Here is a 13,438-nt window from a genome sequence, read left to right on the forward strand (position 1 = left end):
CGGACCGATGCGGCCCGACCTCGATTCCCTCGCGCTCTTCCTGAGCGCCCTCGAATCCGGCAGCCTGTCGAAGGCCGCCGAAGAGCATCACATGGTGCTGTCGGCCGCGAGCCGCCGCATCCGCATCCTCGAGACCGAGTTCGGCGTGCCGCTTTTCCAGCGCACCTCCAAGGGCGTGACGGTGACCGGTGCGGGCGAGTCGCTGGCGATCCATGCGCGGCTCATCCTGCGCGACGTCGATCGCATGCGCGCCGATCTTTCGGACTACGCGCAGGGCGCGACCGGCCGTGTGCGGCTGCAGGCCAATGCATCGGCCATGGGCCAGTTCCTGCCCGACGACGTGGCGAGCTTTCGCCGCAGCTATCCCGAGATTCGCGTCGACGTGGAAGAGCACCGCAGCGTGTGGATCGTGCAGGCGATCCGCGACCGGCAGGCCGATGTCGGCGTGATCACCGGCGACACCGCGGACACCACGCTCAACTTCATTCCCTACCGCATGGACAGGCTGGTGGCCATCGTCCATCGCAAGCACCCGTACCGCAACCGCGAGGTGTCGTTCGCGGAACTGCTCGACTTCGATTTCGTGGGCCTGGAAAACGACTCGGCCATCGCACGCACCATCGAGGATGCGGCGGTCGCCGCGCGCAAGGTGCTGCGCCTGCGCGTGAAGGTCAAGAGCTTCGAGGCGGTGTGCCGGATGATCGAAGCCGGCATGGGCGTGGGCATCCTGCCCGAGGGCGCGGCGGCCACCTATCGCAAGGAAATGGGCCTGCGCTTCTTGAATCTGTCCGACGCCTGGGCGTCGCGCCGCATGTACCTCTGCACGCGGCAGGAGACGCTGACGTTTCCGCAGCGCCGCCTGGTCGATCACCTGCTCTCGCGCTACGTGCCGTAGCGCGAGGCGCCGCGTCTTACTTCTTCAGCGCTTCCACCAGGTCGAGCACCATGCGGTCGGGGCCGAAGGTGTCGATGCCGTGGGTCAGCAACTTCTCGACGGCCTCTGCGATGCCGTGGCTGGCCGACGACTGCTGCGCCATGTCGTTGTAGTAGCCCAGGTCCTTCTTGGCATTGGCCATCGAGAACTTCAGCGAATCGGTGCTGCCGGTCAGGAGCTTGGGCTTGACGCGTTCCAGCGCCACGCCGTTGCCGCCGCCCTTGGCCAGCACATCGACGAACACATCGGGCGCCACGCCCGCGCGCTCCGCGCAGGCAGCCGCTTCGCACAGCAGCGCAACGGTGCCGAGCGACACGAAGTTGTGCAGCAGCTTCATCGCATGGCCCGCGCCGATGCCGCCCACGTGCGTGATGTTCTCGGCAAAGCAGCGCAGAAGCGGCAGGCACGAGGCCAACACCTCCGCATCGCCGCCCACCAGCAGGTTGAGCCGGCCTTCGGCGGCTTCCTTGGCGGTGCGCGTCATCGGCGCATCGAGAAACTTGCCGCCCTTGGCCTGCACGGCTTGTGCGACCTTGGTGGTGGAGTCGGGCACGGCGGTCGAGCAGTCGATCACCACGGTGCCGGGGCGGAGGCTTGCGAGCGCGCCCTTGTCACCCAGCATCACGGCCTCGACCTGCGGCGTGCCGGTCACGCAGAGGATCAGCACGTCAACCTCCGCGGCCAATGCCGTCACGTCCGACACCGCCGTGGCGCCCGCCGCGAGCAGCGCACCCACGGGCTGATTGCCGGGGTGATCGAGGATGGTCAGCTTGTGGCCGTGCTTGACGATGTTCTGCGCGATGCCGCTGCCCATCAGGCCGACGCCGACCAGGCCGACGCGGCGGGGCTCTTGTACTTGTTGTGCGTTCGTGTTCATGGGTTCGTTCATCCGTGTTTGATGGCGATGGTCTTGAGGGTCGTGAAGCCTAGCAGGGCTTCGAAACCCTTCTCGCGACCGAAGCCACTCGACTTGACGCCGCCGAACGGCAGTTCCACGCCGCCCGCCGCACCGTAGTTGTTGATGAAGACCTGCCCGCAATGCAGCTTGTTCGCCACGCGCAGTTGCCGCGCGCCGTCGCGGGTCCACACGCCGGCCACCAGGCCGAAATCGGTGCCGTTGGCAAGGCGGATTGCCTCGGCCTCGTCGGCAAAGGGCATCACGGCCAGCACAGGGCCGAAGACTTCGCGCTGCGCGAGTTCGCTGTCGGCGGGCACGTCGCGGAACAGCACGGCCTCCTGGTAGTAGCCATTTGCGGATGCATTCGAAGACACCGTGCCGCGCGCGGCCACCTTCACGCCGTTCGCCTCGGCGGTCGCGACCATGTCGCGCACCTGGCGGAACTGCTTTTCGTTGATGAGCGGGCCCATGTCCAGGTCGTCGGCGGGCGGACCCGAGCGCACGGCCGAGAAGCGCTCGGTCAGCCGCTTCACGACTTCTTCGTACACCGACTGCTCGACCAGCACGCGGCTGCCCGCCGAGCAGGTCTGGCCGGCGTTCTGGATGATCGCGTTGAGCAGCACCGGCACGGCCGCATCGAGGTCGGCATCGGCGAACACGAGCTGCGGCGACTTGCCGCCCAATTCCAGCGTGACCGGGCAATGCCGCTCGGCCGCCGCGAGGCCGACGCTGCGGCCGGTGACGGTCGAACCGGTGAACGAGATGTGGTCGATGCCCGGATGCGCGCACAGCGCCGCGCCTGCCTCCCTGCCGTAGCCCGTCACCACATTGAGCGCGCCCGCGGGAAAGCCCACCTCGGTCGCGATTTCCGCCAGGCGCAGCAGCGAGAGGCTCGCATCCTCCGCCGGCTTGACCACGCAGGCGTTGCCCGCGGCGAGCGATGCGCCCACGCTGCGGCCCGCGATCTGCATCGGGTAGTTCCAGGGAATGATGTGCCCCGTCACGCCATGCGGCATGCGCACCGTCAGCACCGTGTAGCCGCGCTCGTAAGGCAGCGTGTCGCCGTGCAGCTTGTCGCAGGCGCCGGCGTAGTACTCGAAGTAGCGCGCGAGTGCGGTGGCGTCGTTGCGCGCCACGCGCAGCGCCTTGCCGGTGTCGCGCGCTTCGAGCTGCGCGAGCTCCTCGTGGTGCTGCATCACCGCGGCGCCGAGCTTCGCGAGCAGGCGGCCGCGTTCGAGCGCGGTCATCGCGCCCCAGGGGCCGTCGAAGTTCTCGCCCATGGCCTTGCGCGCGGCGCGCACGGCGGCGTCCACGTCGGCTGCGGTGCCGCGTGCGATCTCGCCGAAGCGTTGCCCGTCGCTCGGGTCGATCACGGCGATGGTTTCGGTGCCGAGCGAGGCCATGCGGCCGCCGTCGATGTAATGGGTTGCTGTCATTTCTTGTCTCCTCTTGGCAAGCGGATCACTGAAGTTCGGGCCAGGGCTTCTGCGCGTCGCGGATCAGCTCGAAGGCGCGGCTGAACTGCAGCACGCCCAGGTCGTCGAAGCGGCGACCCGCCACCTGCAGCCCGATGGGCAGCCCCGCATCCGAATAGCCGCAGTTGACCGACGACGCCGGCTGCTCCGACATGTTGTAGGGCACCGTGAAGCCGATGTGCTCCAGCGAGCGCATCGGGTCGTTCGTCGGCGAGGCGTGCTCCGCGGGCGCGGGCATGTTGGGCGACACCGGTGAAATCACGAAGTCGAAGCCCACGGTCGCGGCGATGGTGGCCGCGCGCGTGGCGACGAACTGGCTGTAGGCATCGAAGATGTGCTCGCCCGAGAAGCCGGCCGCGCTCTCGGCCCAGGCGTCGATGTAGGGCAGCATCTTCGCGCGGCGCTCGGGCGCCATGGCGCGCAGGTCGCCCAGCGAGCGCATGCGCCAGAAGTGGTCCATGCCCTGCAGCATCTTCGGCGTCATGAAGGGCTTCATTTCCTCGACATGGGCGCCGGTCGCCTCGATCTTCTTCGCGGCAGCGAGCACCGCCTTGCGGATCTGCGGATCGAGCGGCAGGCCGCAGCCCGCGTCCATCAGGAGGCCCACGCGCTTGCCCGCGAGAAAGGAGGCATCGACATCGAAGGCCAGCCAGTCGATGGTGGGCGGCGGCAGCTCGGAGTAGTCGCGGCTGTCGGGCTGGGCGACGGACTGCATCATCAGCGCGGCGTCTTCCACCGTGCGCGTCATCGGGCCGGCGCAGCGGCCCATGTAGGGCGTGCTCAACGGGATGCGGCCGAAGCTGGGCTTGAGCGTGAAGATGCCGCACCAGCTCGCGGGCAGGCGGAGCGACCCCCCGATGTCGGTGCCCGCGTGCAGCGGACCGTAGCCCCGCGGCCGCGGCCGCACCGGCGCCCGCACTGGAGCCGCCGGGCGTACGCGACAGGTCCCACGGGTTGCGCGAGAGTTCATGAAAAGTCGAGAGGCCGGACGACAGCATGCCGACATCGGGCATCGTGGTCTTGGCGACGAGCACCGTGCCGTCTTCCTTCAGGCGCGCGGCCGGTGGCGAATCCTCCGGCATCGGCACGAGGTCGTAGGCCGCGGTGCCCAGCGGCATCGGATCGCCGGCGGTTGCGAGGTTGTCCTTGATGGTCACGGGCACGCCGTCGAGCACGCCGCGCGGCGTGCCGGCCAGCCAGCGCGCTTCGGAGGCGCGCGCCTGCTCGACCGCAAGTTCAGGGCGAAAGAGCCAGGTCGCATGCAGCTTCGGCTCGAGCGCCGCGATGCGCTCGTTGATTGCGCGCACCACCTCGACCGGCGAGAGTTCCTTGCTGCGGTAGGCCGTGCCGAGCTCGGCCGCGCTCAGGGCATACAGGGGTTTCGTCATGGCATCAGCTCCAGGAAATGGCGGCCAGGTCGTTCACCACGATCGGCATGCTCGCCCACAGGCCCTTGACCTCCTTGCGCGCGATGGTGGGAAACACCGCCTGGTAGAGAAAGCCGTTGACCGCATCGGTCGCGAGTTGCCGCTGCGCATCCGCCAGCAGGTCGGCGCGGCGCTTCTTGTTCTCCTCGTTCTGGATCGCGACGAACATGTCGCGGAACTTCTTCGAGTCGTAGCCCCAGTAGTAATCGGGCTCGGTGTACTTCACCAGGTCGAAGGGCTCGACGTGCGCGACCATCGTGAGGTCGAAGTCGTGCGCGCCGCCGAAGGTGCCGCTCAGCCACTGCGCCCATTCGACGTTCTGGATCTTCACGTGGATGCCGATCTGCGCCAGTTGCGCCGCAATCATCTCGCCGCCCTGCCGTGCGTACGAAGGCGGCGGCAGCGTCAGGCGCAGCTCGAGCGGCGTCTTCACGCCGGCTTCGGCCAGCAGGCGCTTGGCCTTCTCGATGTCGTAGGGGTTCATCGCAGTCGTGTCGATGAAGCCCGGCGCGCCCATCGCGTAATGGCTGCCGATGGGCTTGCCGAAGCCGTCGGCCGCGCCCTGGATGATCGTGTTGCGGTCCAGCGCCGCCAGGATCGCGCGGCGCACGCGCACGTCGTCCAGCGGCTTCTTGCGGTTGTTGATGGTGAGGATCACCTTGCCGCGCGTGCCCACCTCCAGCACCTGGAAGCGCGGGTTGCCCTTGAACTGCGCCACCGAGCGGGTGCCCGCGCGCGGGAAGATGTCGATGTCGTTGGCCATCAGCGCCGCGGTCTGCGCGGCCGTGTCGGACATGAAGCGGAAGACGAACTTCTCGACCTTCGCGAGGCCCGGGTCGCGGTAAGTCGGCGACTTCACCAGCGTGCACGAGGCGCCGCGCTGCCAGGCGGCCAGCTTGTAGGGGCCGGTGCCGACGGGCGCGGTCGCATTCGTCTCAGCGCTCTTGGGCTCGACGATGCAGGCGGTGGACTGGCCCAGCATGAACGGCAGGTCGGGGTTCGACAGCGTGCTGTTGACGCCCACCGTGTACTCGTCGAGCACGACAGTGCCGATCTCGCTGAAGAAGCGCTTGTCCTTGTTCGTGCTCTTGGCGCCGCCTGCGCGGTCGAACGAGAACTTGACCGTCGCGGCGTTGAAAGGCTGCCCGTTCTCGAAGCGCACGCCACGGCGCAGCTTGAAGACGAAGGTCTTCATGTCGGGCGACGACGACCAGCTCTCGGCGAGCATCGGCGTGACCGAGCCGTCGGCGTTGACCTTGGTGAGCGTCTCGAAGATGTTGTATTGCGTGATCTCGGCAATGGCCGATGCGGCACCGGCGGTCGGGTCCAGGCCTGGCGGTTCCAGCGGCATGCCGATGCTCAACGTGTTCTTGCCCGTCTGCGCTTGCGCGAGCGGGAGAAAGGCGCCCGGGATCGCCGCGGCCATGGCGGTGCCCATGAGGGTGCGTCGCTTCAACATTCGATATCTCTCCTGAAAGTAAGGGGAAACGACCCCGCGCGGCTCAACCGGCGGGTGTCTGCAAGACGGCGGACAGCAGGGTCCGCGTGTAGGGGTGCTGCGCGTGGCGGAACAGGTGGCCCGGCGCGCCCTGCTCCACGATCTGGCCCTTGAAGACGACGGCGACGTCATCGCACAGGTGGTTGACCACCGCGAGGTCGTGGCTGATGAGCAGGTAGCTGATGCCGAACTGCTGCTGCAGGTCTTGCATCAGGTTGAGCACCTGCGCTTGCACCGACACGTCGAGCGCGCTGACGGGTTCGTCGGCGACGATGAGCTTGGGCCGCGTGATGAGCGCACGCGCGATGGCGATGCGCTGTCTTTGCCCGCCCGAGAACTCGTGCGGGTACTTGTCCATGTCGGTGGTGCGCAGGCCCACGGCGGCGAGCGATTCGGCGGCGCGCTCGCGTTGTTCCTTGCGGGAAACCTCGGCCAATGCTTCAAGCGGCTCGGCGACGATGCGTGCGACGGTCTGGCGCGGGTCGAGCGAGCCGTACGGGTCTTGAAAGACCATCTGGAAATCGCGTCGCGCATTGCGCAGTTCGCTCTTCGGCAACGTGTGCAGATCGCGCCCGAGCAGCTTCACGCTGCCCGAGGTCGGCGTGTCGAGCGCCATCACGAGGCGCGCGATGGTCGACTTGCCCGAGCCCGATTCACCGACGATGCCGAGGCTGCGGCCGGCTTCGACCTTGAAGCTCACGCCGTTGAGCGCCTTGACGGTCGGCGGCGGTGCGAAGAGCTTTTCGCGCGGCAGGTCGTAGTGCCGCACAAGGTCGGTCACCTCCAGCAGCGGCTGGGTTGTGGCGGTTCTGCTCATGCGGGAACAGCGCTCTGCGCCGCGATTTCTTCGAGACGGAGGCATCGCACCGCATGGCCGCTCGGCTTCATGGCCAGCGGCGGCTTCGTGGTGTAGCAGGCTTCGGCCGTGAAGCCGCAGCGCCCTGCGAATGCGCAGCCACGCGGCAGGTCCACCAGCTCGGGCACGCTGCCGCGGATGGTGGCCAGCCGGCCGGTTCGCGGCCCACCGAGCACCGGACGCGCCGCGAACAGGCCGCGCGTGTAGGGATGCGCGCGCTCGGCGAACACGGCCTTCGTCGGCCCGCTCTCGACCATGCTGCCGCCGTACATCACGAGCATGCGCTGCACGCTGTTGGCGATCACGCCGAGGTCGTGCGAGATCAGGATCAGCGCCATGCCCATCTCGGCGACCAGGCTCTGGATCAGGTCCAACACCTGCTTCTGGATAGTCACGTCGAGCGCGGTGGTGGGCTCGTCGGCGATCAGCAGGTCGGGACCGCAGGCCAGCGCCATCGCGATGCCGATGCGCTGGCGCTGTCCACCCGAGAACTGGTGCGGATATGCATCGAGCCGCGACGCCGCATCGGGAATTCCCACGCGCTCCAGCAGGCCCAGCGCTTCTTTGCGCGCCTCGGCCTTGGAGAGGCCGCGATGCAGCCGCAACGGCTCGCCGACCTGGCGCGCGATGGTGTGCACCGGGTTCAGTGCCGTCATCGGCTCCTGGAAGATCATGCCGATGCGGTTGCCGCGGATCTGGCACATCGCCTTCTCGGGCAACCCGACGAGCTCTTGCCCGTCGAGGCGAATGCTGCCGCCGACCTTCGCGGTCGAAGGCAGAAGGCCCATGAGCGACATCACGGTGATCGACTTGCCGCAGCCCGACTCGCCCACGATGCCCAGCGTTTCGCCACGCTCCAGGGAAAAGGAAATACCGCGCACCGCTTCGGCCGGGCCGCGCTGGGTCTGCAGGCCGATGCGCAGGTCGTTGACTTCGAGAAGAGGCATGGTTCAGCGGGCTCGTGCAAGGCGCGGATCGAGCAGGTCGCGCAGACCGTCGCCGAGCAGGTTGAGGCCGAGCACCGCCAGCGCGATGGCCATGCCGGGGAACACGGTCAGCAGCGGCTGCTGGAACATGAGCGTCTGCGCTTCGCTGAGCATGCGGCCCCACGAAGGCTGCGGCGGCTGCGTGCCTAGGCCCAGGTACGAGAGCGCCGCCTCCGCGAGGATCGCGATGGCGAAGCGGATGGTGATCTGCACGATCAGCACGGCCGAGATGTTCGGCAGCACATGCTGCATCGTGATCGAGAAGGAACCCTTGCCGCATGCGCGTGCCGCAGCGATGTATTCGCGCGACCAGATCGCATTGGCCGAGGCGCGCGTGATGCGCGCGAAGGTCGGGATGTTGTAGATGCCGATCGCGACGATGGCGTTGACGATGCCCGCGCCGAACACCGCTGTCATCATGATGGCCGAGAGGATCGCGGGGAACGCGAGCGAGAAGTCGGCGAAACGCATGATCGCCTCCTCGACCCAGCCGCGCCGAGCGGCCGCCAGCAAACCGAGCGCCGTGCCGACCACGAGGCCGATGCCCACGGCGATCACGCCCACGAGGATGGAAGCGCGCGCGCCGACGAGCAGCAGCGAGGCGACGTCGCGCCCGAAGGCGTCGGTGCCCAGCCAGTGCGCGGCCGAGGGCGCTTGCATCTTGCTGGCCATGTCCATCTCGTACGGCGACCACGGCGTCCACACGAACGACACGAGCGCGGCAAGGAGCAGCAGCAGCGCGAGGACGGCGCCGATGACGAAGCTGCGGTGATGCCGCGCACGACGCCAGAATCCCGGCACGGTGAGCGCGGCTGCGCTGGGAACTGCAGGAGCGGCGATGGTGTTCATATGTCGCTCGCCTTGATGCGCGGGTCGATCACGGCATAGAGCACGTCGACCACGAAATTCACGATGACGACAAGCGCCGCGAGCAGCATCACGCAGTTGCGCACGACGACGAGGTCGCGGTTGCTGATGGCCTGGAAGATCAGCCGGCCTAGGCCCGGCAGGTAGAACACGTTCTCGATCACGATGGTGCCGGCCAGCAGTTCGGAAAACTGCATGCCCATCACGGTGATGACGGGAATCATCGCGTTGCGCAGCACGTGCAGCCACAACACGGCGCGCTGCGACACGCCCTTGGCCCGCGCAGTGCGAACGAAATCTTCGCGCATCACCTCGAGCACCGCCGAACGCGTGATGCGCGCGAGGATCGCGGCCTGCACCACCGCCAATGACAGCGCCGGCAACAACAGCGATTTCACGCCGCCCAGCACGCCCTCGCCCCATCCGTCGAAGCCACCCGCGGAGAACCACTGCAGCTTCACCGAGAACACCAGAATCAAGAGGATCGCGAACCAGAAATTCGGGATCGCGATGCCGACCTGCGTCATGCCCATCAAGCCAACGTCGCCCATCTTGTTGTGGCGCGCGGCCGCCGTCACGCCGACGACGAGCGCGAGCACGGTGGTGAGCGTCATCGCGAGCACGGCCAGCGGCACGGTGAGCGCAAGGCGTTCGAGGATGAGGTCGAGCACCGGCGAACCGTAGGCGTAGCTGTCGCCGAGGTTGCCGGTGAGGATGCCGCCGATCCAGTGCCAGTAGCGCGTCCACGCCGGCTGGTCGAGGCCCAGCTTCGTGGCGAGCGCGGCCACCGCATCGGGCGATGCGTCGGGGCCCATGAGCATCTGCGCGGCGTTGCCGGGCAGTATCTCCAGGACGAGGAACACGATGATCGACGCGCCGATCAGCGTGCCGACCAGCGTGGCCAGGCGCTTGAGCAGGAAGAGGCCCATCTATCGGTCTCGTTGCTTCGTGCGGCGGTGGCGCGTCATTCGATGCAACTCGCGATGGCGCGGCCCACGTCGACCGTGTTCGCCGTGCCGCCCATGTCGCGCGTGCGCGGACCTTCGCTCAGCACCGTCTCGATGGCCGCGAGCACGGCGGCCGACGCCTCTGCATACACGGGGTCGCCGTTGCCCAGGTGGTCGAGCATCAGCGCGGCCGACCAGACCTGGCCGATCGGGTTCGCGATGCCCTTGCCCGCGATGTCGGGCGCGGAGCCGTGCACCGGCTCGAACAACGACGGGAACGCGCGCTCGGGATTCAGGTTCGCCGAAGGCGCGATGCCGATGGTCCCGGTGCATGCCGGGCCCAGGTCGGACAGGATGTCGCCGAAGAGGTTGGAGGCCACGACCACGTCGAACCTGTCGGGGTGCTGCACGAAGTGCGCGCAAAGAATGTCGATGTGGTACTTGCTCGTCGCAATGTCGGGATGGCGCTTGGCCATCTCGGCCAGGCGCTCGTCCCAGTACGGCATGGTGATCGAGATGCCGTTCGACTTGGTCGCCGCCACGAGGTTCTTGCGCGGGCGCTTGCTCGCGAGCTCGTAGGCGTACTTGAGGATGCGGTCGACGCCGTGGCGCGTGAACACGGCCTCCTGGATCGCCATTTCGCGCGGCGTGCCTTCGAAGAGGCGCCCGCCCACCGAGGTGTATTCGCCTTCGGTGTTTTCGCGCACCACGAGGAAATCGATGTCGCCGGGCTTGCGATGCGCGAGCGGTCCGGGCACGCCGGGCATCAGGCGCACGGGGCGCAGGTTCACGTACTGGTCGAACTCGCGGCGGATCTTGATGAGAAGGCCCCACACGGCAATGTGGTCGGGCACCTTGTCGGGCGCGCCGACGGCGCCGAAGTAGATCGCGTCGTGGCCCTTGATGCGCTCGTCCCAGTCGGCCGGCATCATGAGACCGTGCCGCACATAGTGGTCGGAGCCCCAGTCGAAGTGATCGAAGCTGAATTCGATGCCGAACTTGCGGCTCACCGCGTCGAGCACGCGAAGGCCTTCGGGCACCACTTCGATCCCGATGCCGTCACCCGGGATGACGGCGATTTTGTGTTTTCTTTGCTGCATCGAATACCTGCTTGAAGACTGTTTCGCGAGCAAGTCTAGAAGCAGGAGTCGTGCCGCAGGATCGGGGTTGGCACGTACTTTGTATTGCCAATATCAGAAGGCGTTACGAGCGCATCGCAGAGGCATTTCATGACTCTGCTTGGTCCTGAAATCGCTTCAGCCTTCTATTTTCAAGAAGGCTTTGAGGGTCCGATCGGGCCTCACATCGGCGCGAGATGCGCCTTCTTCATCATGGTTTCTGTCAGCGCGATCTCTTGCACGAAGCCCTTGGCGTACTCCTGCGAACTGGAGGGGCTGACGCTCCCGCCCGAGACCTCGATGACGGTGCGCACGGCCGGCTGGCGCAACGCCTCTTCGACTGCCGCATGGATCTTCGCGACGATCGGATCGGGTGTGCGCGCCGGCACCGAGATGCCGCCCCACGACGTGAGCGACACGCCGGGCACGCCCGCCTCGGCCAGCGTGGGCAGCTCGGGCAACGCCGGGTTGCGCTGGCTGCCGGCGACGGCCAGCGCCTTGAGCCGGCCGGCCTGAACGTGCGGATAGGCAACGCTGAAGATCGGCATCGCGAAGAGCACCTGCTTGCCGAGCACCGCATTGACCAGCTCCGAGGCGCCCTTGTAGGGCACATGCATCGCCTGCACGCCGGCCGCGCTCAGGAACAGCTCCATGCCCAGGTGCGACGGCGTGCCCACGCCACCGGACGCGTAGTCGAGCTTGCCCGGGTTGGCGCGCGTGCGGTCGATGAGATCGCGCACGGTGTCGATGCCCGACGAGGGATGGACGATCAGGAGGATGTCCGAGGTCGTCAATCGCATGATGTGCCGGAAGTCCTTGATCGCGTCGTAGCCGGGGTTCGCGTACATGCGCATGTTGGCCGCCATCGGTGCGGCCGAGTAGATCCAGGTGTAGCCATCGGCCGGCGCGCGCGCCACCAGCCGCGCGCCGATGTTGCCGGCGGCGCCGCCGCGGTTCTCGATGACCACCGGTTGCCCCAGCAGCGTGCCGACCGCCTCGGCCAGCGCACGCGCGGTGTTGTCGGGGCCCGTGCCCGCGAGATAGGGAAGCACCCATTTGATGGGGCGGCTGGGCCAATCGGCGTCCGCGGCGAACGCCGGCCAAGCGGCCGGCAGCAGCGACGTGGCGAGTACCTTGCACAGTTGTCGCCGGGTGGCTAGGTGATCCTGGTGGTTCATGTCTGTCTTGTCTCTCGATCTGGTTCTTGTAGGCGGCGAGGCGCTTGCCGTCAGGCGGCTGGGTCGCCCAGCAGTTCGCGCGCGATGGTGTTGCGCTGGATCTCGCTGGTGCCGGTGAGCACGCGGTACATGCGCAGCATGCGGAACAGGAACTCCACGCGCCGGCCCTGCACGATGCCTTCGCCGCCATGGATCTGCACGGCCGAGTCCGCGATGCGGAAAGCGGCTTCGGAGCAGAAGAGCTTGGCCATGGAAGCCTCGGCGCGCGCCTCGCCGCCGGCATCGATCTGGCGCGCGGTGGCGATCATCAGCCCGCGCGCGGCGGCTAGGTCGGTCGCCATGTTCGCCAGCATGTGCTGCACGGCCTGGAACTGCGCGATCGCGCGGCCGAACTGGCGCCGGCCGCGCGCGTAGTCCAGCGCATCGTTCAACGCCACGCGCGCGAGCCCGACCATCGCGGGGCAATGAAGCAGCCGGTTCACCGTGATGCGCCCGAGTGCGAGCGCGAGCCCGCGCCCCGGCTCGCCGATCATGTTGCGCGCCGGCACGCGGCAGGCCTCCAGCACGATGTCGCCGGTGTGCGACTGGCCGGCCATGGTCTTGTAGCCCGACTCCACGCGCGCACCAGGCTGGCCCAGGTCGACGAAGAAGGCCGATATCTCACGCTGGGCGGGATCGGTCGCGGTCGAGGCCATGACCAGCGCGAAGTCCGCGAACGGCGATCCCGAAATGAAGCGCTTGCGGCCGGTGAGCAGGTAGTCGTCGCCCTGCCGCTCGGCACGCGTCTGGACGGCGCCGGCGTCGGAGCCGGCTTCGGCCTCGGTCAACGCGAAGCAGATGGCCTTGTCGGCATTCGCCACTGGCTGGATGAACGCTTCCAGCTGGTAGGGCGTGGCCTGCCGCGCCAGCGCACCCACCCGGGGCGGTCCGCTGAGTTCGCCGAACACATGCGGCGCGAGCGGCGAACCGCTGGCGTAGATGGCCTCTTTGATCAGCACGTGGTCGAGCACGGACAGGCCGAGGCCGCCCATCGCCTTGGGCAAGGTGATGCCGTAGAAGCCGAGTTCGTTCGAGCGCCGCCAGACACGCCGCAGCGTCTCGCGGTCGGGGCTGCGCTCATGGTTGATGCCGTGCTCGCGGACGATCGCGGCCAGTTCGCCGTGGATGAAATCGCCGATGCGGGCGGAGAGTTCGGCAGCCTCTGCCGAGCCTTCGAACGGGGCCGTTGCCGGGGTGGATGAAGTCATGGGTCCT

Annotated in this window: 11 protein-coding genes and 1 pseudogene; 1 reads left to right on the forward strand and 11 read right to left on the reverse strand. The window is 67.7% G+C overall.

Annotated features, from left to right (window positions below; genetic code table 11):
- The first annotated feature begins 7 nt into the window (after nt 1–7).
- Nucleotides 8–895 (forward strand): LysR family transcriptional regulator, encoded by an 888-nt coding sequence (locus QF040_RS14895; RefSeq protein WP_013542717.1) that lies wholly within the window; start codon nt 8–10, stop codon nt 893–895.
- Between the two features lie 16 nt (nt 896–911).
- Here QF040_RS14895 and QF040_RS14900 read toward each other — a convergent pair whose 3' ends face one another.
- The 11 genes and pseudogenes from QF040_RS14900 to QF040_RS14950 form a co-directional block, all read right to left on the reverse strand.
- On the reverse strand, nt 912–1,811 hold the full coding sequence (locus QF040_RS14900) for an NAD(P)-dependent oxidoreductase (RefSeq protein WP_429611686.1): 900 nt from the start codon (nt 1,809–1,811) through the stop codon (nt 912–914).
- A gap of 8 nt (nt 1,812–1,819) precedes the next feature.
- On the reverse strand, nt 1,820–3,268 hold the full coding sequence (locus tag QF040_RS14905) for an aldehyde dehydrogenase family protein (RefSeq protein ID WP_429611687.1): 1,449 nt from the start codon (nt 3,266–3,268) through the stop codon (nt 1,820–1,822).
- 25 nt (nt 3,269–3,293) lie between these two features.
- Nucleotides 3,294–4,695 (reverse strand): annotated as a pseudogene (locus tag QF040_RS14910) (amidase).
- Between the two features lie 4 nt (nt 4,696–4,699).
- Nucleotides 4,700–6,193, reverse strand: a complete 1,494-nt coding sequence (locus QF040_RS14915; RefSeq protein ID WP_429611688.1) for an ABC transporter substrate-binding protein — start codon at nt 6,191–6,193, stop codon at nt 4,700–4,702.
- Between the two features lie 43 nt (nt 6,194–6,236).
- Nucleotides 6,237–7,049, reverse strand: a complete 813-nt coding sequence (locus QF040_RS14920) for an ATP-binding cassette domain-containing protein (RefSeq protein WP_429611689.1) — start codon at nt 7,047–7,049, stop codon at nt 6,237–6,239.
- Nucleotides 7,046–8,035, reverse strand: a complete 990-nt coding sequence (locus QF040_RS14925; RefSeq protein WP_429611690.1) for an ABC transporter ATP-binding protein — start codon at nt 8,033–8,035, stop codon at nt 7,046–7,048. Before QF040_RS14925 ends, QF040_RS14920 begins: the two co-directional genes overlap by 4 nt.
- 3 nt (nt 8,036–8,038) lie before the next feature.
- Nucleotides 8,039–8,923: an ABC transporter permease gene (locus QF040_RS14930; RefSeq protein ID WP_429611691.1), complete on the reverse strand. Its 885-nt coding sequence runs from the start codon at nt 8,921–8,923 to the stop codon at nt 8,039–8,041.
- Nucleotides 8,920–9,870, reverse strand: coding sequence for an ABC transporter permease (locus tag QF040_RS14935; protein WP_429611692.1), 951 nt, complete (start codon nt 9,868–9,870; stop codon nt 8,920–8,922). Before QF040_RS14935 ends, QF040_RS14930 begins: the two co-directional genes overlap by 4 nt.
- Before the next feature lie 35 nt (nt 9,871–9,905).
- Nucleotides 9,906–10,988, reverse strand: a complete 1,083-nt coding sequence (locus tag QF040_RS14940; protein WP_429611693.1) for a tartrate dehydrogenase — start codon at nt 10,986–10,988, stop codon at nt 9,906–9,908.
- A 200-nt stretch (nt 10,989–11,188) separates the two neighbouring features.
- Nucleotides 11,189–12,184, reverse strand: coding sequence for a tripartite tricarboxylate transporter substrate binding protein (locus QF040_RS14945; protein WP_429611694.1), 996 nt, complete (start codon nt 12,182–12,184; stop codon nt 11,189–11,191).
- Between the two features lie 50 nt (nt 12,185–12,234).
- Nucleotides 12,235–13,431 carry an acyl-CoA dehydrogenase family protein gene (locus tag QF040_RS14950; protein ID WP_306882809.1) on the reverse strand — a complete coding sequence of 399 codons (1,197 nt, stop codon included), beginning with the start codon at nt 13,429–13,431 and terminating at the stop codon, nt 12,235–12,237.
- Nucleotides 13,432–13,438 lie beyond the last annotated feature (7 nt).

Origin of the sequence: Variovorax sp. W2I14, assembly GCF_050435205.1 — a bacterium.
Taxonomy (GTDB): Bacteria; Pseudomonadota; Gammaproteobacteria; order Burkholderiales; family Burkholderiaceae_C; genus Variovorax; species Variovorax paradoxus_C.

Coding starts and splice junctions, on each gene's coding strand:
- QF040_RS14940 (WP_429611693.1), bottom strand. CDS start 10,988: ATGCAGCAAAGAAAACACAAAATCGCCGTCATCCCGGGTGACGGCATC.
- QF040_RS14950 (WP_306882809.1), bottom strand. CDS start 13,431: ATGACTTCATCCACCCCGGCAACGGCCCCGTTCGAAGGCTCGGCAGAG.
- QF040_RS14935 (WP_429611692.1), bottom strand. CDS start 9,870: ATGGGCCTCTTCCTGCTCAAGCGCCTGGCCACGCTGGTCGGCACGCTG.
- QF040_RS14945 (WP_429611694.1), bottom strand. CDS start 12,184: ATGAACCACCAGGATCACCTAGCCACCCGGCGACAACTGTGCAAGGTA.
- QF040_RS14905 (WP_429611687.1), bottom strand. CDS start 3,268: ATGACAGCAACCCATTACATCGACGGCGGCCGCATGGCCTCGCTCGGC.
- QF040_RS14925 (WP_429611690.1), bottom strand. CDS start 8,035: ATGCCTCTTCTCGAAGTCAACGACCTGCGCATCGGCCTGCAGACCCAG.
- QF040_RS14930 (WP_429611691.1), bottom strand. CDS start 8,923: ATGAACACCATCGCCGCTCCTGCAGTTCCCAGCGCAGCCGCGCTCACC.
- QF040_RS14920 (WP_429611689.1), bottom strand. CDS start 7,049: ATGAGCAGAACCGCCACAACCCAGCCGCTGCTGGAGGTGACCGACCTT.
- QF040_RS14895 (WP_013542717.1), top strand. CDS start 8: ATGCGGCCCGACCTCGATTCCCTCGCGCTCTTCCTGAGCGCCCTCGAA.
- QF040_RS14900 (WP_429611686.1), bottom strand. CDS start 1,811: ATGAACACGAACGCACAACAAGTACAAGAGCCCCGCCGCGTCGGCCTG.
- QF040_RS14915 (WP_429611688.1), bottom strand. CDS start 6,193: ATGTTGAAGCGACGCACCCTCATGGGCACCGCCATGGCCGCGGCGATC.